The organism is Curtobacterium pusillum, from assembly GCF_013359865.1.
GTDB classification, from domain to species: domain Bacteria; phylum Actinomycetota; class Actinomycetes; order Actinomycetales; family Microbacteriaceae; genus Curtobacterium; species Curtobacterium pusillum.
In genome coordinates this window covers 1-21,769 of the sequence record NZ_JABMCE010000032.1, presented here as the reverse complement: position 1 = coordinate 21,769, position 21,769 = coordinate 1, and the positions used below count along the sequence as shown (strand labels likewise).

General features: G+C 71.0%; 17 protein-coding genes. 13 read left to right on the top strand and 4 right to left on the bottom strand.

Annotated elements, in window-relative coordinates; all coding sequences use genetic code 11:
• Positions 1 to 111: 111 nt before the first annotated feature.
• Together HP507_RS00785 and HP507_RS00780 are read right to left on the bottom strand one after the other, a co-directional pair.
• The gene (locus HP507_RS00785; protein ID WP_175349979.1) at positions 112 to 786 is read right to left on the bottom strand and encodes an ABC transporter ATP-binding protein; all 675 of its coding nucleotides are present in this window, start codon (positions 784 to 786) and stop codon (positions 112 to 114) included.
• A gap of 143 nt (positions 787 to 929) precedes the next feature.
• Positions 930 to 2,477: an ABC transporter permease gene (locus HP507_RS00780; protein ID WP_175349976.1), complete on the bottom strand. Its 1,548-nt coding sequence runs from the start codon at positions 2,475 to 2,477 to the stop codon at positions 930 to 932.
• Positions 2,478 to 2,661: 184 nt separating this feature from the next.
• Between HP507_RS00780 and HP507_RS00775 the strand changes: the two genes are divergently transcribed.
• The 5 genes from HP507_RS00775 (at position 2,662) to HP507_RS00755 (ending at position 7,411) form a co-directional block, all read left to right on the top strand.
• Positions 2,662 to 3,435 carry a response regulator transcription factor gene (locus HP507_RS00775; protein WP_271207234.1) on the top strand — a complete coding sequence of 258 codons (774 nt, stop codon included), beginning with the start codon at positions 2,662 to 2,664 and terminating at the stop codon, positions 3,433 to 3,435.
• A complete protein-coding gene (locus HP507_RS00770; RefSeq protein ID WP_175349975.1) occupies positions 3,432 to 4,979 on the top strand; it encodes a sensor histidine kinase in 1,548 nt (515 codons plus the stop codon). The genes HP507_RS00775 and HP507_RS00770 overlap by 4 nt, the downstream gene beginning before the upstream one ends.
• 270 nt (positions 4,980 to 5,249) lie before the next feature.
• Positions 5,250 to 5,765, top strand: coding sequence for a 50S ribosomal protein L10 (gene rplJ / locus HP507_RS00765; RefSeq protein WP_175349974.1), 516 nt, complete (start codon positions 5,250 to 5,252; stop codon positions 5,763 to 5,765).
• A 51-nt stretch (positions 5,766 to 5,816) separates the two neighbouring features.
• Positions 5,817 to 6,200 carry a 50S ribosomal protein L7/L12 gene (rplL, locus tag HP507_RS00760; RefSeq protein ID WP_175349973.1) on the top strand — a complete coding sequence of 128 codons (384 nt, stop codon included), beginning with the start codon at positions 5,817 to 5,819 and terminating at the stop codon, positions 6,198 to 6,200.
• Between the two features lie 293 nt (positions 6,201 to 6,493).
• Positions 6,494 to 7,411, top strand: coding sequence for a hypothetical protein (locus tag HP507_RS00755; RefSeq protein ID WP_175349972.1), 918 nt, complete (start codon positions 6,494 to 6,496; stop codon positions 7,409 to 7,411).
• A gap of 176 nt (positions 7,412 to 7,587) precedes the next feature.
• Here HP507_RS00755 and HP507_RS00750 read toward each other — a convergent pair whose 3' ends face one another.
• Entirely contained in the window at positions 7,588 to 9,012 is a 1,425-nt protein-coding gene (locus HP507_RS00750; protein WP_175349971.1) for an amino acid permease, read from the bottom strand.
• 163 nt (positions 9,013 to 9,175) lie between these two features.
• Here HP507_RS00750 and HP507_RS00745 point away from each other — a divergent pair, with 163 nt between their 5' ends.
• The 7 genes from HP507_RS00745 to HP507_RS18245 all read left to right on the top strand — a co-directional run bounded on the left by HP507_RS00745 (position 9,176) and on the right by HP507_RS18245 (position 19,445).
• On the top strand, positions 9,176 to 11,023 hold the full coding sequence (locus HP507_RS00745; protein WP_246328611.1) for an ABC transporter ATP-binding protein: 1,848 nt from the start codon (positions 9,176 to 9,178) through the stop codon (positions 11,021 to 11,023).
• A gap of 248 nt (positions 11,024 to 11,271) precedes the next feature.
• The gene (locus HP507_RS18250) at positions 11,272 to 13,449 is read left to right on the top strand and encodes an adenylate/guanylate cyclase domain-containing protein (protein WP_175349970.1); all 2,178 of its coding nucleotides are present in this window, start codon (positions 11,272 to 11,274) and stop codon (positions 13,447 to 13,449) included.
• The gene (locus HP507_RS00735; protein WP_175349969.1) at positions 13,446 to 14,879 is read left to right on the top strand and encodes a mechanosensitive ion channel domain-containing protein; all 1,434 of its coding nucleotides are present in this window, start codon (positions 13,446 to 13,448) and stop codon (positions 14,877 to 14,879) included. The genes HP507_RS18250 and HP507_RS00735 overlap by 4 nt, the downstream gene beginning before the upstream one ends.
• Positions 14,880 to 14,889: 10 nt before the next feature.
• Complete coding sequence (locus HP507_RS00730; RefSeq protein WP_175349968.1) at positions 14,890 to 16,254, top strand: cystathionine beta-synthase; 1,365 nt, start codon at positions 14,890 to 14,892, stop codon at positions 16,252 to 16,254.
• Positions 16,255 to 16,288: 34 nt separating this feature from the next.
• Positions 16,289 to 17,434: a cystathionine gamma-synthase gene (locus tag HP507_RS00725; protein ID WP_175349967.1), complete on the top strand. Its 1,146-nt coding sequence runs from the start codon at positions 16,289 to 16,291 to the stop codon at positions 17,432 to 17,434.
• A 66-nt stretch (positions 17,435 to 17,500) separates the two neighbouring features.
• Positions 17,501 to 18,889: an MFS transporter gene (locus HP507_RS00720; protein ID WP_175349966.1), complete on the top strand. Its 1,389-nt coding sequence runs from the start codon at positions 17,501 to 17,503 to the stop codon at positions 18,887 to 18,889.
• A gap of 10 nt (positions 18,890 to 18,899) precedes the next feature.
• Positions 18,900 to 19,445 (top strand): substrate-binding domain-containing protein, encoded by a 546-nt coding sequence (locus tag HP507_RS18245; RefSeq protein WP_175349965.1) that lies wholly within the window; start codon positions 18,900 to 18,902, stop codon positions 19,443 to 19,445.
• Positions 19,446 to 19,448: 3 nt separating this feature from the next.
• On the opposite strand, the gene HP507_RS00710 is transcribed toward HP507_RS18245, so the two are convergent.
• Complete coding sequence (locus HP507_RS00710; RefSeq protein WP_175349964.1) at positions 19,449 to 20,039, bottom strand: TetR/AcrR family transcriptional regulator; 591 nt, start codon at positions 20,037 to 20,039, stop codon at positions 19,449 to 19,451.
• Positions 20,040 to 20,225: 186 nt separating this feature from the next.
• Here HP507_RS00710 and HP507_RS00705 point away from each other — a divergent pair, with 186 nt between their 5' ends.
• Positions 20,226 to 21,455 (top strand): multidrug effflux MFS transporter, encoded by a 1,230-nt coding sequence (locus HP507_RS00705; protein WP_182516861.1) that lies wholly within the window; start codon positions 20,226 to 20,228, stop codon positions 21,453 to 21,455.
• The last annotated feature ends 314 nt before the right edge of the window (positions 21,456 to 21,769 follow it).

The window sequence follows — 21,769 nt, the reverse complement described above, 5'->3', positions numbered from 1 at the left end:
GCCGCGGGGCCCGCGGGGCCCAGCCGGCCACGCGCCCCGGACGCGACGACGCCGGGAGGCACGGTGCGCGCCGGACGCGCACCGTGCCTCCCGGCCGTGGAACGGAAGCGACTAGACCTCGCGCACCTGCCCCTGCTTGATGTGCAGCCGGCGCTCCGCCCGCTTCGCGACCCACGAGTCGTGCGTGACGATGACGACGGTGAGCCCGCGCTCCTTCCACTGCTTCTCGATGAGGCCCATGATCTCGTCACGGGTCGCCTCGTCGAGCGCACCGGTCGGCTCGTCCGCGAGGAGCACGCTCGGGTTCTTCACGAGCGCCCGCGCGATCGCCACGCGCTGCTGCTGCCCACCGGAGAGCTCCGCCGGCAGGTGGTCGAGGCGTTCGCCGAGTCCGACCTCCCGCAGGGCGGCCGTGGCCCGCGAGCGGATCTCCGTCCGGGAGCGGTTCGCCAGCGACCCGGCGAACGCGGTCTCGACGTTCTCCAGCGCGGTCAACGTCGGGATGAGGTTGAAGCTCTGGAACACGAACCCGATCTCGGTCGCCCGCAGGTCGGTGAGCGCTCCGTCGCCGAGCTTCGCGACGTCGCGCTCGCCGAGGTGGACCGAACCGGCGCTCGGCCGGTCCAGCGCGCCGAGCATCTGCAGCAGCGTCGACTTCCCGCCACCGGTCGGACCCTGGATCGCGACGAGCTGTCCCTGCGGGATCGTCAGGTCGACGTTCGTCAGGGCGGTGACGGTCCGGTTCTTCTGCTTGTACGTCTTGCTGACGTTCTGCAGACGGTACATCGGACTGGAGGCGCGGCTCGCGTCCGCCGCGGGCGGTGCGGTCTCGGTGCTGGTCACGGGTGCTCCTTCGGGTCGCGTGCTCGGGGTCGGTGCGGCGGTGGTGGCTTCGGTGACGGGGGTGGTCCCCGTTGCGGGGCCGGTCATCAGGCCACGCTCCGGAGGGCCTCGGCCGGGCGGAGGCGGCTCGCGCGCCAGCCGCCGAGGGCACCGGCGATGAGACCGCCGAGGATGGCGAGGCCGATGGCGAGGAGGATGACCTCGACGGTGACCGGGGCGTGCAGGACCACGTCGGTCGTGCTGGCCGTGCTCGCGCCGCCGCCACCGAAGCCGCCGGCCGGGGCGCCGCCCGTCGTACCGCTGCCGGCCGCAGCCGTCGCTGCGCCGCCTGGCATGCCGCCTCCGCCCATGCCGCCTGCGCCGCCTCGGGTGGTGCTGGAGGCGCTCGCGGAGATCGTCGGGGAGATGACGTTCACGACGAGGATGCCGATGAGGCCCGCGGCGGCGCCGATCACACCGCCGATGACACCCTGCACGAGGGACTCGCCGGCGACCTGTCGGGTGATGCGGCCGTTCGACCAGCCGATGGCCTTCAGGGTGCCGAACTCACGGGTGCGCCGGGTGACGCCGGAGATCGTGAAGAGGATCGCGATGAGGAACGCCGCGGCGAGGACGACGATCGACAGCCAGGTGCCGAGGTTCGAGACGAGGCTCGACGCCGTGCTCAGCGAGCCCGAGACGCTCGAGGCGAGGTCGGACTCGGTGGAGACCGTCGCGCTGGACAGCTTCTTCTGCAGCGCGGTCTTGATCGTGCTGACGTCCGACGAGGACTCGGCGGAGACGTAGATCGACGTGACCTTGCCGTCGAGGTCGGCCAGCGTCTGCGCGGTGTCGAGCGGGATGTACGTGTTCGAGCCGGTGGTCGACGACGAACCGGTCGACGAGACGATCCCGATGACCGAGAAGTCCTTCCCGCCGATCTCGACGGTGTCCCCGACGGCCTTCGACTCGCTCTTCGCGTAGCTCGCGTCGAGCACGACGACGTCCTTGCCGGCGTCCTTCGCGGTGAAGGTCCGGCCCTTCGTCAGCTCGGTGCTCGTGAGCGGTCCGACGGCGTCCCCGGACACCGGGATGCCCGTCACGGTGAACGAGTCGACGCTGAACGAGCCGCCGCCGAAGCCGCCGCCGCCCTCGGAGCCGCCGCTCGGCGGACCCTGCTGGGTCGAGGTGCTGCTGCTGTCGCTCGAGCTGCTGCTGTCGGACTGCTGCTGGACCTGGCCCGAGAACGTGCTGTTCTCGAGGGTCAGGACGCCCGTCGCGGCCTTGACCCCGGTCGTGCCCGTGACGGTCTTCACGTCGGACGCGCTGAGGGTGCTCGACCCGCGGGACACCGAGAGGCGGGACTGGGAGAGGTCGGTCGACCCGCTGCTGCTGCTCCCGGAGCCGCTCTGGCTGCCGAAGTCGAAGCTCGGGCGGCCGGTGCTCGACGAGCTCGGGGTCTCGGTCTTCGTCACGGTGATGTCCGTGCCGACGCCGTACACGGACTGCAGCACGCTCGCCTGCGCGGCCTTCACGCCGCCCGCGATCGAGGACACGATGACCACGAGAGCGATGGCGAGCGCCATGCCGATCGCGATGATGACGGTCTGCTTCTTGCGGTTCGTGAGTTCGCGCCTGAGGTAGGTCAGGAACATGGTTCTCCTCGGTGGTGGCCGGCTGGGGTCACCGGCCGTGCAGAGCGCACGGCGGGGCCGACGGGGAGAACGTAGACAGCGCGGTTATGCGCCGCACTGCCCCTTCCTATGAGCTGTCTAAGCGAGACTGGGTGCGCCGAACGCGTGCTCGGGATTCCACAGACGCCCGAGGGGTCCTCCACAGATGGCTCATAGGAAACTCTCGATACTCGAAGACGTGACCATCTCCCAGCCTGCAGCAGCCCCGCGCCTCACGCGTGCCGACGGAACCCCGTTGCGCATCCTCGTCGTCGACGACGAGGCCAGCCTCACCGACCTCCTGTCCATGGCGCTCCGCTACGAGGGCTGGGACGTCAAGAGCGCGAACGGCGGGCAGGACGCGCTGACCACCGCGCGCGAGTGGAAGCCGGACGCGATGGTGCTCGACGTGATGATGCCGGACCTCGACGGACTGCAGGTGCTCAGCCGCCTCCGTCAGAACAACGACGACACCCCGGTGCTGTTCCTCACCGCCAAGGACTCCGTCGAGGACCGCGTCACCGGGCTCACCGCGGGTGGCGACGACTACGTCACGAAGCCGTTCTCGCTGGAAGAGGTCGTGGCACGGCTCCGCGGCCTCATCCGCCGCTCGCAGATCTCCATCTCGGAGGCCGGGGACTCGCGCATCGTCGTGGGCGACCTGGTGCTCGACGAGGAGTCGTACGAGGTCTCCCGCGCCGGGCGGCCGATCGAGCTGACCGCCACCGAGTTCGAGCTGCTCCGCTTCCTCATGCGCAATCCCCGCCGTGTGCTGTCGAAGGCGCAGATCCTCGACCGCGTGTGGTCGTACGACTTCGGTGGCAAGTCCTCCGTCGTCGAGATCTACATCTCGTACCTGCGCAAGAAGATCGACGCCGGCGAGACCCCGATGATCCACACGGTGCGCGGCGTCGGGTACGTCATCAAGCCGACCTCGTGACCCTTCGGCGCCGGCTCGTCCTGAGCATCGTCGCCCTCGTCGTCGCCGTCAGCGCGGTGATCGGCGCGGGCAGCATCATCGCGCTCGCGTCCATCCAGACGGAAGCGATCGACAGTCAGCTGTCGAAGGCGACGAGCCGCGCCAGCACGAAGTTCGGCGAGGGGCAGCAGAACCCGAACGGTCAGCGGCCGAACGACGACGCGCTCCAGCCGCTCGGGCAGGCTGCCGGGACGCTCACCGCGTACTACGTCACCGGAGGGGGTGCGGGTGGCATCGTCCTCAACGAGGACAGCTCGCGCGCCCAGCTCACGTCGAGCCAGCTCAACCGGCTCGGACAGGTGCGCGTCGGGGTGGACCCCGCGACGATGGACCTCGGCGGCACACTCGGGAAGTACCGCGTCGCCGCCGTGCAGGTCGACAACCCCGTGCTCGGCAACGCCGTGCTCGTCGTCGGACTCCCGATGACGTCGGTCTACGACAGCGTCCGGTCGCTGCTCCTCGTCGTCATCATCGTGGTCGCCGCCGCCCTCGTCGCGGCGTCCGTCGTCGCCGCGGTCGTCGTCCGCCGGTCCCTGCGCCCGCTCGAACGGGTCGCCGAGACCGCCTCCACCGTCGCCCGGATGCCGCTCGAGCGCAGCGACGCCCTGCAGGACGTGCGCGTGCCGGACACCGACCCCCGCACGGAGGTCGGCCGGGTCGGCAGCGCGTTCAACCGCATGCTCGGGCACATCGCCGGGGCGATGCAGGCCCGGGAACGCTCCGAGCAGAAGGTCCGCCAGTTCGTCGCCGACGCCTCGCACGAGCTCCGGACGCCGCTCGCGTCGGTCCGTGGGTACGCCGAGCTCACCCGGCGGATGGGTGGGGACCTGCCCGAGGACGTGGTCTACGCGATGAGCCGGATCGAGTCCGAGTCGATGCGGATGACGTCCATGGTCGAGGACCTGCTGCTCCTCGCCCGCCTCGACGAGGGCCGCGAGATCCAGTTCGACGACGTCGACCTGACCGGACTCGTGCTCGACGCCGTCAACGACGCGCACGCCGCCTCGCCGGAGCACCCGATCGAGGTCGACGTCCCCTCGTCGCCCGTCGTCGTCGTCGGGGATGCCGCACGCCTGCACCAGGTCATCGTGAACCTCGTCACGAATGCCCGGACGCACACCCCGGACGGCACCCGCATCACCGTGGGGATCGCGCCGGCCGCCTCCGGCTCGGGCGTCGACCTCACCGTGCGGGACACCGGGCAGGGCATCGACCCGGAGTTCCTGCCGAAGCTGTTCGAACGGTTCGCCCGCGCCGACAGCTCCCGCTCCCGCACCGCGGGGTCGACCGGCCTCGGGCTCGCGATCGTGGACGCGGTCGTGCAGGCGCACGGCGGGAGCGTCGACGTGACGAGCGAGCCGGGCAACACCGTGTTCACGGTGCACTTGCCGACCGAGCAGGGTCCGTCGGACGCCTCCGCCGCGTGGTCGTCCACACCGACGGTCGCCTCGGTCGCGCCCGCAACGTCCGCCACGTCCGCGGCGTCGGCGTCGGCGACCGACTGACGGACGGGAGGCGCGGTGCGGGCCCGCACCGCGCCTCCCATCCGGGGTTTGGTCGCGTCCACGGCATCTGCTACAGTTCTCGAAGCCAAAGACCGCCGGTCGTTCGCGTGCTCGCACGGGAACCGAAGGTCCTCACTCATGAGGCAGCCCGCGCAGGTGTTCCGAACCACTCCTTCCGTTCGCGGGGGAGCAGCTCCGAGCCTCTGCGCCGGAGCTTTTTTCATGTGGTGGGTGCCTGGGGCTGCCGGCAAGAAACCCCCAAGGAGAACCATGGCGAACAAGGAAGCTGCGGTCGCCGAGCTCACGGAGTCCTTCCGCAGCTCGAACGCCGTTCTGCTCACCGAGTACCGCGGTCTCACGGTCGCGCAGCTCAAGGAGCTCCGCAACACGATCCGTGAGCACGCCACGTACGCCGTGGTGAAGAACACGCTGACCAAGATCGCGGCGAACAACGCCGGCATCTCGTCGTTCGACGACGAGCTCGCCGGTCCGTCCGCTCTCGCCTTCGTCCACGGTGACACCGTCGCCGTCGCGAAGTCGCTGCGTGCATTCGCCAAGGCGAACCCCCAGCTCGTGGTGAAGGGCGGTTACTTCGACGGTAACCCGCTCACCGCGACCGAGGTGGACAAGCTCGCCGACCTCGAGTCCCGTGAAGTCCTGCTCGGCAAGCTCGCCGGCGCCTTCAAGGCCTCGCTGTTCGGTGCTGCGTACCTGTTCCAGGCACCCCTCTCGCAGGCCGTCCGCACCGTGGACGCCCTCCGCGAGAAGCAGGAGTCCGCGGCCTGATCGGGCACGCGTTCCACAACCACACGTACTAGCTAGTAGTAGGAGAAAATCATGGCGAAGCTTTCGCAGGACGAGCTCATCGAGGCCTTCAAGGAGCTCACGCTCATCGAGCTCTCGGACTTCGTGAAGAAGTTCGAAGAGGTCTTCGAGGTCACCGCGGCCGCCCCGGTCGCCGCTGCTGCCCCGGCCGCTGCCGGTGCCCCGGCCGAGGCCGCTGAGGAGAAGACCGAGTTCGACGTCATCCTCAAGTCCGCCGGTGACAAGAAGATCCAGGTCATCAAGGAGGTCCGTGGCCTCACGTCGCTCGGCCTCGGCGAGGCCAAGGCGCTCGTCGAGACCGCCGACGCGAAGATCCTCGAGGGTGCGAACAAGGAGACGGCCGACAAGGCGAAGGAGGCCCTCGAGGCCGCCGGCGCCACGGTCGAGCTCGCGTAAGTACTGCGCAACTCTGCGCGAAGGCCGCTGCCCCTCGGGGCGGCGGCCTTCGTCGCGTGCGAGGCGGGGCGGGGCGGGGCGGTGCTGGGTCGGGCGGGGCGGGGCGGTTCGCGAAAGCGACAGATTGCCGCCTCGGTCCGGCGTGAATCTGTCGCCTTGGCGGTACGCACGGGCGGGCTTCACTGTGCAGAGTCGCTTTGGCATGACCGTTGGCACAGCCTGGAGGCGCGGGGTCCGTCCACAGATCCGCCTGCGACCGCCACGACGGTCGCCCTGAGCGACAGAGTGCCGCCATGCACCCTGCGAACGCGATCCCCCTGTTCCGGACCAACGGCCTCGACCGAGCTGCCGCACGCCACCTTCAACGGCGGCGCGCCGCTGACGAGCTCGTCCGGGTCAGGCACGGCGTGTACGTCGACCGCGCCGGATGGGAGGAGCTCGACGGCCGTTCGCAGCACCTCGTCCGGATGCGGGCGGTCGCACCGCTGCTGCGACCCGGCGCGGTGTTCGCGTTCGAATCGGCGGCGGCGCTGCACGGGGTACCTCGGATCGACCGCTGGACCGATCGTGTCCGCGCCATCGTCCCGTCGCTCGAGCACGACGTGCACCGCGTGGGGTTGACGATGCACGCCGGGAGCACCGCGACGTCCGGGTACCGGTACTGGGGGATCGACTACGCGTCCCTCGTGTGGACGACCGTCGAGACGGCACGCCGAGGGTCGTTGTCCGCCGCGGTCGTGGCGATCGACCACGCCCTGCGGAACGGCGTGTCGCTGGGCGAACTGGAACGGGTCGCCGCCGAGGTCGGACCGTGGGGTTCGGTGCGGCTCGAGCACGCGTTCGAGATCGCGGACGCGCGGCACGAGTCCGTCGGGGAGTCCTTCTTCGCCGCGCGCGCCGCCGAACTCGGGTGTCCGGACCTCGAACCGCAGCACGAGTTCGTGTACCCGGACGGGACGGTCGACCGCGTCGACTTCTGGCTGCCGCGCCAGGGCCTCGTGCTCGAGTTCGACGGTCGGCAGAAGTACGAGGACCCGGTGATGCTCGCCGGCCGCGACGCGCGGGACGTGCTCTGGGCGGAGAAGCGGCGCGAGGACCGCTTGCGTTCGCGCAGTGAGGTCCGTGGCGTCGTCCGGGCAGATTGGTCACACCTCGTCGAGCCGGAACGGCTGCGGGCACTCTTCCGGACGCACGGCGTTCCCTGTCGTTGAGCTGCGCGGTCGCGGTCGCTCCGCCGCCCCGTCGTGGCGATCTGTGCGCCAGAGCGACACTCGTGCGCCGAACGTCGCCCTCCGAGCCGCGAAAGCGACAGATTCCCGGCGGGGTACTGCGGGAATCTGTCGCTTTCGCGGAGTGGGGCGCCGCCCGCGCCCCGCCCCGCGGACCGTCAGCGCAACGTGCTGTGGCGGCGGCCGTAGGCCAGGTAGAGCACGGCGCCGACGACCATCCAGATGCCGAACGCGATCCAGGTGCCGATGCCGAGGAACACCGCGAGCAGCACGCAGGAGAGCGCACCGAGGATCGGGACGACGGGGAACAGCGGCACGCGGTACGACCGCTCGAGCCCGGGCTGGGTGCGACGGAGCACGATGACGGACACGTTCACGAGGGCGAACGCCACGAGCGTGCCGATGCTCGTGGCGTCGGCGAGCTCCCCGAGGGGCACCAGCGCGGCAACGATCGTGACGACGACACCGATGATGAGGGTGTTCGCGATCGGGGTCCCGGTGCGGTGCGACACCCGGCCGAACACCTTCGGCACCAGGCCGTCGCGGGCCATCGTGAGCAGGATCCTGGTTTGCCCGTACAGCACGGTGAGCACGACACTGGCGATCGCGATGACCGCGCCGACGGAGAACACGAGTGCGACCAGCGGCTGGCCGGTGACGTCCACGACGATCCGGACGAGGGACGCCTCGGTGGAGGAGAACGACGTCCACGAGCGGGCGCCGACGGCCGCGATCGCCACGAGGATGTACAGCGCCGTGATGAGGGCGATCGAACCGATGATGGCGCGCGGGAGGTCGCGGCGAGGGTTCTTCGCCTCCTCGCCGGCGGTCGACGCGGCGTCGAACCCGATGTACGAGAAGAACAGACGGGACGCGGCAACCGTGACACCGGCGGTGCCCATCGGTGCGAGCGGCGCGAAGTTCTGCGCGCGGAACGCCGAGAACGCCACGATCACGAAGAACACGAGCAGCGCGATCTTCACGATGACCATGAGCGTGTTCACCCAGGCGCTCTCACGGGCGCCGGGCAGCAGGATCGCGGTGGCGAGCAGCACCAGGACCGCGGCCGGCAGGTTGACCACGCCACCCTCGCCGGGAGGGGCCGACAGCGCAGCGGGCAGGTGCAGCCCGAACACCCGCAGCGTCTCGTCCACGTACTCGCTCGCGCCGACCGCGACGGCTGCGACGGACACGGCGTACTCCAGCACGAGGCACCACCCGCAGACCCAGGCGATGCCCTCGCCCATGGTCGCGTAGGTGTACGAGTAGCTCGATCCCGACGTCGGGACCGCGCCGGCCATCTCGGCGTAGGACAGCGCCGAGAGCAGAGCGGCGACGCCGGCCACGACGAACGAGATCCACACCGCGGGGCCGGCGAGCGGGACGGCCGTGCCGAGCACGACGAGGATGCCGGTGCCGAGTGTCGCGCCGACGCTGATCATCGTGAGGTGCCAGACGCCGAGCGACCGGCGCAGCGGTTCGCCGTTCACACCCGTCGACGCTTCGGCCTGCAGCTGTTCGATCGGCTTCCGGCGGGCGAGCTGCGTGCGGAGGGACGTGGGGCGGGTGGACGCGGACGTCATGGGACCTCGAGTGGTGCGGGGAAGGGGACGGGAAATGGTCGCATGCCCCCTGAACAGGGTCAAATGAGCCGGTGCCCTCCGATGTCCGGGCTCGGGGCTAGGTTTGCAGCATGGACAGGGGCGACGCGTCGTGAGCATGGGCGGCGGGATGCGAGGAGGCGGCATGCGCGGCGGCGGACGGATCTCCAGCGGCGACTTCGAGGCGCAGAAGGCCGCCAACGCCGAGGCGCCGCGGATCCCGCACCTCCTCAAGCGCATCTCGGGGCTGTTCGTCCCGCACCGCAACGCGATCATCCTGACGGTCGTCCTCGTCCTCATCGGCGCCGCCATCTCCGTCGTGCCGCCGCTCCTGACGCAGAAGGCCTTCGACCTCGGACTCTTCCCGAAGTCGGGTCGCCCGGACCTGCCCGTGCTGTACGGCCTCGTCGGGGCGATGGTCGCGCTGTGGATCGCGAGCGCCGGGGTCGGCGTCTGGCAGACGTACCTCACCGCCACCGTCGGCAACAAGGTCATGGGCTCGATGCGCATGCGCCTGTTCGGGCACCTGCAGCGCATGGAGCTCGCGTTCTTCACCCGCACGAAGACCGGCATCATCCAGTCCCGGCTGCAGAACGACGTCGGCGGTGTCGCCAGCGTGCTGAACAACACGATCTCGTCGGTCCTCGGCAACACCGTGACCGTCATCGCCGCCGTCGTCGCGATGCTGCTGCTCAGCTGGCAGATGACCCTCGTCGCCGTCGTCCTGCTGCCGCTGCTGGTGATCGCGCAGCGCCGGGTCGGACAGGTGCGCGCCCGGATCGCCGCGCAGACGCAGGAGTCGCTGTCCGACATGACCGCGATCACGCAGGAGGCCCTGAGCGTCTCCGGCATCCTGCTCGCGAAGAGCTTCAACCAGCAGCGGAGCGAGACCCAGCGGTACGGCGCCGAGAACCGCAACCAGATCCGTCTGCAGGTCCGTCAGCAGATGTCCGGGCAGTGGTTCTTCGCGATCGTGCAGATCTTCCTGTCGATCATCCCGGCGATCATCTACGTCGTCGCCGCGTACCTCATCATCGGCAGGGTCCCGATCACCGCGGGCACGATCGTGGCGTTCACGACGGTGCAGTCGCGGCTGCTGTTCCCGACCGTCGGTCTGCTGCGCGTCGTGCTCGACCTGCAGACGAGCGGCGCCCTGTTCGCCCGCATCTTCGAGTACCTCGACCTCAAGCCGGCGATCACCGACTCCCCGACGGCGCGACCCGTGGACGAGTCCCGCGTCGGGCACGTGGCCTTCGACGACGTGACGTTCACGTACCCGGACGGCGAACCGGACAAGCCGACGCTCCGCGGGGTGTCGTTCGAGCTGCAGCCCGGCCAGTTCGCCGCGTTCGTCGGTCCGTCCGGCGCCGGCAAGACGACGGTGTCGTACCTCGTGCCGCGGCTGTACGAGGCGACCGAGGGGTCGGTGCGCTTCGCGGGGCAGGACGTCCGGGACATCGTGCACGAGGACCTCATGCGCCACGTCGGCATCGTCAGCCAGGAGACCTACCTCTTCCACGCCACGATCGGCGACAACCTGCGGTACGCGAAGCCGGACGCCACCGACGAGGAGCTCGAGCGGGCGGCCCGCGCGGCGAACATCCACGAGACGATCGCGTCGTTCCCGGACGGCTACGACACCGTGGTGGGGGAGCGCGGGTACCGGCTGTCCGGCGGTGAGAAGCAGCGCATCGCGATCGCGCGGGTGCTGCTCAAGGACCCGCCGGTGCTCGTCCTCGACGAGGCGACGAGTGCGCTCGACTCCATCTCCGAGCGGGTCGTGCAGACGGCCCTCGACAACGCGGCCGCCGGCCGGACGACGATCTCGATCGCGCACCGGCTCTCCACGATCCGGGACGCCGACGTCATCTTCGTGCTGGAGCACGGCCGGATCGTCGAACAGGGCAGCCACGACGAGCTCCTGGCGCACGACGGCACCTACGCGATGCTGCACCGCCAGCAGAACGCGCCGGCGGACGCACTGGGCAGCTGAGGCGAGCGGCCGGAGACGGGCGCGACCCCGCGACCGTCCTGGAGGCGCGTGGCGGCGCCGAACCGCGCCTCCAGGCCGGTGGGTCTCGGCTGACACCCACCGCGTGATGTCCTGCCGAGGTGCTGACACGTGTGTTGCTCGCGTGGTAGCTGTGGACCGACAGCGCACCACGCCCGTGCCCTTGAGCGGAGTCCGAAGTGACCACAGTCCCACCGACGTCCGATCCCATCCCGTCGGCGGGTCCTGCCGTGTCCGACGCGCCCCGCGTCGTCGAGGACGCGCCGCGGAGGAAGGGTCGGCTGCGGACGTTCCTCGCGAGCGGATCGCTCGACATCCAGTCGAAGCTCCTCGTGATGCTCCTCGCGGTGAGCATCGTCGCCGCCCTCGTGGTCGGCGTCGTCGGCTACCTGAACGGCCGGAACTCCCTGGAGCACGCCGCCTTCAACCAGGTGACGTCACTGCGCGAGTCCCGCATCACGGAACTGAAGCGCTCGTTCGGACAGTTCACCCAGACCGTCGTCGCACAGACCCGCAACGAGAGCGTCATCGGCGCGACGAAGGCGTTCGAGTCGGGCTGGGACGACCTGCAGTCCCGCCCGGTGTCCGACGACGACCACACGAAGGTCGAGTCGTGGTACCGGGACAGCTTCGTACCGCAGCTCGACGCGCGGAACGGTGGGACGGCGAACCCGGACCAGTTCGCCCCGACCGAGGACCCGCAGGCGTACCTGCAGGCGCGGTACACGGCACCGTTCACCGACTACGACAAGGCGATCGACCAGGACGACGCGGGGGACGGCAGCGCCTGGTCGAAGGCGCACGCCGAGTACCAGCCGTACTTCCAGCAGGCCGTCGAGTCCGCCGGGTACGAGGACCTGCTCCTCATGGACACGGACGGCGACGTCGTCTACTCGGCGTACTCCGGCGCGGACCTCGGGACGAACCTGCACGACGGGCCGTACCGCGACTCGAACCTCGCGAGCGGGTACGAGCAGGCCCTGCAGTTGACGAGCTCGGACGACTTCGTGGTGACCGACTTCGCCCGCTACGTGCCGAGTCTCAACGTGCCGACGCTGTGGGTCATGTCGCCGGTGAGCGAGGACGGCAAGGTCCTCGGCGTGATGGCGGTCCAGGTGCCGATCGACCTCGTCAACCAGGTGATGACGGGCGACGACGAGTGGAAGGCCGACGGGCTCGGGGACACCGGGGAGTCGTACCTCGTCGGTGCCGACCACCTGATGCGCTCCTACCCGCGCCAGCTCATCGAGCACCCGGCGCAGTACCAGCGGGACGTCGTCGCGGCCGGGACGGCACCGTCGACGGCGAAGCGGCAGGTGGCCGTGAAGGGGTCGGTGCTCCTGCAGGAGGTGAACACCACTCCCGTGGTGCGAGCCCTGCAGGGGAAGTCGGGCACGGTGATCTCGACGGACTACCGCGGGAAGGAAGTGCTCTCGGCGTACGCGCCGCTCGAGGTCGACGGCCTCCGGTGGGTCGTGGTCGCCCAGATGGACACGGCCGAGGCGTTCGCCCCGGTGAACGACTTCGCCCGGAACATCGGTCTCGCGCTCGTCGGCATCATCGTCCTCGTCAGCCTGCTGTCCCTGCTGCTCGCGCAGGTGTTCGTCCGGCCGATCCGGCGCCTGCAGACCGCGGTCCACCGAGTGAGTTCCGGCGACCTCGGCGTCGAGGTGCAGACGAAGGCCGGGGACGAGATCGGCGACCTCGGCGTCGCGTTCAACGACATGAGCCGCAGCCTGCAGGTGAAGCAGGACCTGCTCGACGAGCAGCGCCGGCAGAACGACACCCTGCTGCTGACCCTGATGCCGGAGGAGGTCGCACGGCGGTACAAGCAGGGCGACGAGACGATCGCGGCCGACCACCAGGACGTCGCAGTCGTCTACGCGGACATCATCGGGTTCGACGAGTTCGCCGCCGGGCTCACGGCGGAGGAGTCGCTCGCGCTCGTCAACGACGTCTGGCGGTCCCTCGACGAAGCGGCAGGGCGGCACGGCATCGAGCGCGTCCGCACGACCCGCAGCGGCTACCTGGCGAGCTGCGGCCTGAGTGTCCCGCGGGTGGACAACGTCCGGCGGGTGGTCGAGTGGGCGGAGGAGGCGCAGGGCGTCCTCGAACGCTTCAACGCCCAGCACGGTGCGAAGATCGGTCTCCGCGCCGGCATCGACACCGGACAGGTCACGAGCGGTCTCGTCGGCCGGTCGAGCATCGTCTACGACATGTGGGGCGACGCCGTGAGCCTGGCGTACCGGGTGCAGGGCAACGCACCGGCGCCGGGCGTGTACGCGACCCAGCGGGTGGTCGACAAGCTCGGCGACCGCGCCGGCGTGCAGGACGCCGGCGAGGTGCAGACGCAGGCAGGCCCGCAGCGGATCTGGAAGCTCGAGCGAAGCGTCGGGGCGGCGTCGTGACCGCGTTCTGGCAGCAGCCGTGGTTCTGGCCCGCGATCAGCGTGATCGTCGGCCTGCCGCTCGTGCTGCTCGTGCTGACCGAGCTGCAGTCGACCCTCGAACGCCGGAGCAACCCGCTGCACAAGGTGATCGGGCTGCTGCGCAACGCCGTCGTGCCGATCATCGCGATCCTCATCCTGTCCGTGCAGGTCACCGACGCGGTGGACCCGGGCCGGCCCGTGGTGAACCAGGTCATCGGAACCGTGCTCGGGTTCCTCGTGATCGTGTTCGTGCTGAACGGGCTGAACATCGTGCTGTTCACGAACGCCCGGAAGGGCACGTGGCGCGAGAAGATCCCGTCGATCTTCGTCGACATCGCCCGCATCGTGCTCATCGCGCTGGGTCTGGCGCTGGTCTTCAAGATCGTCTGGGGTGCCGACGTCGGCGGGATCTTCACGGCGCTCGGGGTCGGTTCGCTCGTGATCGGCCTCGCGCTGCAGTCCGCGGTCGGTCCGGTCATCGCCGGTCTCTTCCTGCTCTTCGAGCAGCCGTTCCGACTCGGCGACTGGCTCGACGCCGCCGGCGTGCGTGGCCGGGTCATGGAGGTGAACTGGAGGTCGGTGCACATCGACACGGGCGCCGGCATCCTCATCATGCCGAACTCCTCGCTGGCAGGGGCGTCGTTCACGAACCTCAGCCGGACGGGAGGCACGTTCCCGGTCTCGACGGACGTCACGTTCACGACGGACGACCCGCCGACGGCCGTGGTCGCGCTGCTGCAGCAGGTCGCGTCCGCGCTGCCGCAGCGGTACCCCGGCACGCAGCCGGTCGCCGTGCCGACCGGTGGTGCCGGGTACAGGGTGTCGTTCGAGGTCCGCGGGCCCTCGCAGGAGGGCGTCGCGCTCGCCCAGTTCCGGATGTGGCTCTGGTACGCGGCACGCCGCGCCGGCGTCGGGCTGGATGGCGACACCACCGACGACTTCGTCACCGACGAGCGACGTGACGCGGCCCTCGCGTCGATCGCGCCGACCCTCTACCTGACGGGCGACGAGCCGGCCGCACTGGCACCGCTCGTGCGGCTCGAGCGGTACGCGGCCGGCGAGACGATCGTGACCGCGGGCTCCGTCCCGGACGCCGTCCGGTTCGTCCTGTCCGGCAGCGTCGACCTGCGGGTCCCGTTCGAGGATGCCGAGCTGCCCACGACCCGCGTCGAGGCCGGCGACTACCTCGGGCAGACGGCGCTGACCCGGGAGGCGCTGCTCACCACCGCCGTCGCCCTCACCGAGGTCGCGGTGCTGGTCGTGCCCGCCACCGCGCTGGACCAGGTCGTGCGCGGCACACCGGCGCTCGCACGGGACATGGGCGACGTGATCGACCGGCGGCGCCAGGAGGTCTCGGCTGCGGTGTCCGCGCACGTCGAGTCCCAGCAGAAGACGGTGTCCGCCGCCTAGACTCGACCGCGTGCGTTACGCGAACTCCGTCGTCGACCTCGTCGGTGACACTCCGCTCGTCAAGCTCAACCGGGTGACCGAGGGCGTCCGTGCGACCGTCCTCGTGAAGGTCGAGTACCTCAACCCCGGCGGCTCCTCGAAGGACCGGATCGCCACCCGGATCATCGACGCGGCCGAGGCCTCGGGCGACCTGCAGCCCGGCGGCACCATCGTCGAGCCGACCTCCGGCAACACCGGCGTCGGTCTCGCGCTCGTCGCCCAGCAGCGCGGCTACCGGTGCGTGTTCGTCCTGCCCGACAAGGTCGGCGAGGACAAGCGGAACGTGCTGACGGCCTACGGCGCCGAGATCGTCGTCACGCCGACCGCGGTGCCGCCGGAGCACCCCGAGTCCTACTACTCGGTGTCCGACCGGCTCGTCCGCGAGATCCCGGGCGCCTACAAGCCGAACCAGTACGCGAACCCGAACGGTCCGCGCAGCCACTACGAGACGACCGGTCCGGAGATCTGGCGCGACACCGAGCAGCGCGTCACCCACTTCGTCGCCGGCGTCGGCACGGGCGGCACGATCTCCGGCACCGGCCGCTTCCTGAAGGAGGTGTCCGAGGGGCGCGTCCGCATCGTCGGCGCCGACCCCGAGGGCTCCGTGTACTCGGGCGGCACCGGTCGTCCGTACCTCGTCGAGGGCGTCGGAGAGGACTTCTGGCCCGGCGCGTACGACGCCGACGTGCCGGACGAGATCATCGCGGTGTCCGACGCCGACTCGTTCGCGATGACCCGTCGGCTCGCCCGCGAAGAGGGCCTGCTCGTCGGCGGCTCGAGCGGCATGGCGGTCGTCGCCGCACTGCGCGCCGCCCGCGACCTGACCGAGGACGACGTCGTCGTGGTCCTCCTGCCGGACGGCGGCCGCGGCTACCTCGGCAAGATCTTCAACGACCGGTGGATGCGCTCGTACGGCTTCGCCGAGACCGACGACGAGCGCACGGTCGGCTCGCTCATCGCGGGCAAGGACGGCCGGCTGCCCGACCTCGTCCACGCGCACCCGGCGGACACCGTGCGCGAGGTCGTCGACATCATGACCAAGTACGGCGTCTCGCAGATGCCCGTGCTCAGCGCAGAGCCGCCCGTCGTGATCGGCGAGGTCGTCGGCGCGGTGGAGGAGAAGGCGCTGCTCGAGCAGGTGTTCACCGGGGCCGCGAAGATGGCCGACGCGCTGTCCGGCTTCGTGGGCGACCCGCTGCCGCTCATCGGCGTCGGCGAGTCGGTCTCGGCCGCCCGCCGCGCGCTCGAGACCGTCGACGCGCTCCTCGTGGTCGAGGACGGCAAGCCCGTCACCGTGCTGACCCGGCACGACCTCCTCACCTACCTGTCCGAGTGACCCCGTCCGCTCCCGACCAAGGAATGCATCCAGCATGACCGAGTTCAGCACCCGTGCCATCCACGCCGGCCAGGAGCCCGACGGCCCCACCGGCGCCGTGATCCCGCCGATCCACCTGACGTCCACGTACGTGCAGGACGGCATCGGCGGCATGCGGAACGGGTACGAGTACTCCCGCGCCGGCAACCCGACCCGTGACTCGCTCCAGACGCTCCTCGCGGACCTCGACGGCGGCGTCGCGGCGTACTCGTTCGCGTCGGGCCTCGCCGCCGAGGACGCCCTGCTCCGCGCCGCGCTCGCCCCCGGTGCCCGCGTGGTGATGGGCAACGACGTCTACGGCGGCACGCACCGGCTGGTCAGCCGCCTGCACGTGCCGTGGGGCGTCGACCTCGTGGTCGTCGACATGAGCGACCTCGACCAGGTCCGCGGTGCACTCGAGGGAGCCCCGGCGGAGACCGTGCTGTGGGTGGAGACGCCGACGAACCCCCTGATGAAGATCGCGGACATCGCGGCGCTCGCCACCCTCGGGCACGAGGCCGGAGCGATCGTCGTCGTCGACAACACCTTCGCGTCGCCGTACCTGCAGCAGCCGCTGTCCCTCGGCGCCGACGTCGTGGTGTACTCCACCACGAAGTACCTCGGCGGTCACTCGGACGTCGTCGGCGGTGCCGTCGTGCTGGCGGACGAAGCACTGGCGGCGAAGGTGCAGTTCCTGCAGTTCGGCGCCGGGGCGATCTCCTCGCCGTTCGACGCGTTCCTCACCACCCGCGGCATCAAGACCCTCGCGGTCCGGATGGAGCGGCACTCGCAGAACGCCCAGGCCGTGGCCGAGGCGCTCGTCACAGCGGACGGTGTCGAGCGCGTCTACTACCCGGGCCTGGCCGACCACCCGGGGCACGACGTCGCCGCACGACAGATGCGCGGCTTCGGCGGCATGCTCTCGGTCGCGCTGTCCGGCGGGCCCGAAGCGGCGCGGCGCTTCGCCGAGTCGACCGAGCTGTTCGCGCTCGCCGAGTCGCTCGGCGGCGTGGAGTCGCTCATCGGGTACCCGAGCGAGATGACCCACGCCTCGGTGAAGGGCACCGAGCTCGCCGTCCCGGAGAACGTCGTGCGGCTCTCGGTCGGCATCGAGGACGCCGGCGACCTGATCGCGGACCTGCAGCAGGCGCTCACCCGCTGACGCGGCGCGCGGACCGCCCGGCCCCGGGCACCGCCGCTGAACGGGTCGCACCCCTACGATGATCCGGTGAGCACCGCGGCGCCGAGGACCAGTCTGTTCAGCGGCCCCTACGCCCTGGCCACCGTCGGCATGGTCGCCATCGTCGCCCTGGCCGCGTTCCAGAACCTGGCGATGACGACGATCATGCCGGAGATCAGCCGCGACCTCGACGGCGAGTCCCTCTACGCGCTCGCGTTCGCAGCGCCCCTGGCCGCCGGCGTGCCGGGCATGGTCCTGGCGGGCAACTGGACCGACCGCGCGGGCGGCCGCGTCGTGGCGTGGACGTCCGCCGCCCTGTTCGCCGTCGGGACCGCCGTGGTGATGGTGGCGCCGACGATGGAGGTGTTCCTCGTCGGCCGACTCGTCGAGGGCTTCGGCGCCGGCGCGATCGACGTGGTCCTGTACGTGCTGGTCGCCCGGATCTTCCCCGAGGACCTGCACGGCCCGGTGTTCGCCGGGTTCGCAGCCGCGTGGGTCGTGCCCGCGCTCATCGGGCCGGCGCTCGCGGGCATCGTCGCGGACGTGTGGAACTGGCACTGGGTCTTCGCCGGGGCGCTCGTGATCGCCCTCGGGGCCTTCGCGCTGCTCGTGCCGACGCTCGGTCGCCTGCGCCCGCCCGCGCCCGGACTCCGGCCGGGGTGGCAGCGCTCCCGGATCGCCTGGTCGGTCGCCGCCGCCGTGGCGATCCTGCTCCTCAACATCGCACCGGACCTCGGCGCCTGCGCGCAGGTCGCCGCCGTGGCGGTCGGCATGGTCGGGACGTGGTTCGCCCTCCGTCCGCTGCTGCCCGCCGGCACCTTCCGCGCCGCACCCGGGCTGCCGTCGGTGGTCCTGCTGCGCGGCCTCGTCGCGGCGTCCTTCTTCGGCAGCGAGGCGTACGTGCCGTTCCTGCTGCAGGCGAAGGACGGCCTGTCGGCCTCGGCGGCGGGGCTCGCCCTGACGGTCGCTGCGCTCAGCTGGGCCGGGTCGAGCTGGTTGCACGGTCGGCTGGGGGAGCACCGGCTCACCGCGACCCGGACCTTCGGGATCGGCCTGGCGCTCGTGCTCGTCAGCCTGCTCACCGCGTTCGTCGTGGCGTCCTCGGGTCTGCCGTGGTGGCTGCTCGTCGTCGGCTGGTTCATCGGCGGAGCGGGCATGGGGGCGATCTACCCGCGGACCTCGATGCTGACGCTCCGGTTCTCCGGCGAGGGCGACGACGGGTTCGCCAGCTCGGCCCTGACGATCGCGGACGCCTCGGGCAGCGTGATCGGGCTCGCGGTCACCGGCCTGCTGTTCATCGGCACCGGCGGAGCCGACGCGGCGGTGTCGTTCCCGCTCGTGTTCGGCGGCATGACGGTCATCGCGGCGCTCGCGGTCGCCGCCGTCCGTCGCCTCGGACCGGTCCCGGCGCCGTCCGGTGTCCCGGTCGCCGAGTAGCCTGGCAGGCGTGTCCTTCCGCATCGTCGTCGCCGCGGTCGTCGTCGGCACGGCCCTCGCCCTCGCCGGGTGTCAGGGCACGACGTCCGCTGCGCCCACCCCGGTCCAGAGCACCGACCTGACGAGCTCCGACGGTGGGTTCGACCAGCACGCCGTCATCGGGGTCGTCCTCGAGCCGGGCGAGGACTCGCTCGGCGACGACCTGCGCAGCCGGCTCTCCGCCGCCGGGTTCCGGCCGGACGTCCGCGTCGCCGCCACCGACGGTGCCGCCGCTGCCCAGCGCACCGCCGTGGACCAGCTCGTCCACCGGGGAGCGAAGGCCCTGCTGGTGCGCGCCGTCGACACGTCGGCCCTCACCGGGGTGATCCAGACCGCGCACGACGCGGGTGTGGTGGTGGTGTCCCTCGGGGAACCGCTGCCGACGAGCGGGACCGGCGGGGACGGGGTCTCCGCCGACTACCGGGTGCCGGCCGAGGACGACCAGGCCGACCTGGTCAGCGCCGCCGTCGACGTGGTCGGCTCGCTCCAGCGCGGCGAGAAGCCGTCGACGGACTGAGCGTCAGCTCCACCACGTCGGGAACGACAGCACGATCGTGTCGACGAGCGCCTTCCGTGACCGCCGCGGTCCGGCGAGCCACGCCTCGATCGCGCCGACGAACCCCTGCGCCACGAACCCCGCCGCGACGTCGTCGAGGAGTTCCGGTCGGTGTGCGGCGTCGAGCGACCGGATGTGCTGTGCGCTCGAGACCGTGAAGTGCTCCACGAGCAGCCGGTGCAGCGAGGCGTCGTTCGGGTCGGGGAGCGCCCTGCAGTAGATCTCGCGGTGCGCCACCACGTGCTCGACCACCGCGCTGATGCTGCGCCGGGTGATGGCCGCGAGTTCGTCGGGGCCCGCACCACGAGCGGTTGCCGTGCGCCGTGCGTCGGCGTCGTCCTCGCGGATGCGGTCCAGTTCCGGGGTGAGCACGTCGGCGAGGAGCGACCCGGGGGAGACCGCGTGCGAGTAGAAGGTCGCACGGTTGATGCCGGCCGCCCGCGTGACGTCGGCGACGGTGATCTCGGACACGGGCCGGTCGGCGGCGAGGCGCATGATCGCGTCGCGCAGGGCAGCGGTCGTGTGCAGGATCCGGGCATCCACCACGACCCTCACCCCCTTCTGGTCCTTCCGCTCGGCCGTACAGTCCGACCGCACCGGGCAATCCGACGGTACCGCATGCGCGCGACCCGTAGGATGGTCCCGCGGACGAATCGATTCGATCGGCGCCGCGATCACCTCCCCCTCTCTCCTCACCGTCGAAGGACCCTGCTCGTGACCGCGCCCGCCACCACCGGTTCGATCCGTGTCGTCCTGCACCCCGGAGACTCGCTCTCCCGCAGCCAACGACTCGTCTACGTCTTCGTCCTGGGCGCCCTCACCGCGCTCGGGCCGTTCACGATCGACCTCTACCTGCCGGCGTTCCCGTCGATCAAGGACCAGTTCGGGATCACCGACGGAGCCGTCCAGCTCACCCTGACGGCGACCACGCTCGGTTTCGCGATCGGGCAGCTGCTCGTCGGGCCGTGGAGCGACAAGGTCGGCCGTCGTCTCCCGCTCATCGTCGCGACGTCCGTGCACGTCGCGGCGTCGATCGGGGCCGCCCTGGCCCCGAACGTCGAGGTGCTCGCGCTCTTCCGCGTCCTGCAGGGCATGGGCGCCTCGGCCGGCGGCGTCGTCGCGATGGCGACGGTCCGTGACCTGTTCGGCGGCAAGCCCCTCGTGCGGATGCTCTCCCGACTGGCGATGGTGAACGGTCTCGCGCCGATCCTCGCGCCGCTCATCGGTTCGCAGATGCTCCGGTTCGTCAGCTGGCACGGCGTGTTCGTGTTCCTCGCCTGCTACGGAGCCGCCGTGGTGCTCGCGTCGATCCTGCTCATCGTCGAGACGCTGCCGCCCGCCCGTCGGCACGAGGCCGGCCACTCGTCGATCGGGCAGCGCTACCGGGCCCTGTTCTCGGACCGCATCTTCGTGGGGGTCGCGCTCATCGGGGCGATGGTCTTCAGCGGCCTGTTCTCGTACCTCAGCGCGTCGCCGTTCCTGTTCCAGGGGTTGTACGGGCTCGACGCGCAGCAGTACGGGCTGCTCTTCGCGGTGAACTCCGTCGGCGTGGTGATCGGCGTGCAGGTGTCCTCCCGCCTGGCGCAGCGCGTCGGCCCGCAGTGGATCCTCGCCTGTTCGACCGGCACCCTGTTCCTCGCCGCGATCGCGATCATGGTGCTCGACCAGCTCGGCGCCGGGCTCGTCGGTGTGCTCATCCCGCTGTGGTTCTTCATCGCCGCCTGCGGGTTCTCGTTCCCGCTCGTCCAGGTGATCGGCCTCGCCGCGCACGGCAAAGAAGCCGGCACTGCCGCCTCGCTCCTCGGCGCGCTGAACTTCGGCGTCGCCGGGATCATCTCGCCGGTGGTCGGCTGGATCGGCATCACGACCGCCACGCCGATGGCCGCGGTCATGGCGTGCACCTCCACGGTCGCGATCGTGATCCTGTGGGCGGTCGTCCGGCCGCGGACGGTGCCGGAACTCACGCACTGACGGATACGTTCCACGCGGCCCGGGCCGACCTGGGTCTGCCACGCGTTCGCGACGAAGCACCTGTCGATCGACACGTGCCGTGTCGAAGTCCTCGCCCGATCGGACGGGGCGACTCGCGCCTCCATATGCTGTGGCCATGAGCGACGCGGTGGAGCAGGCACGGGCGGCAGCGGCGGCAGCGAAGGCAGCGGCGGACGAGGCGCGTCGCCTCGCCGACGCTGCGGCCGCGCGCGCTGACGAGCTCGCCGCGGCACTCGAGACCGCGGCAACGGCGTCGAGCGCCACCGACGCGGGAACGACGCTCGCCGCCGACG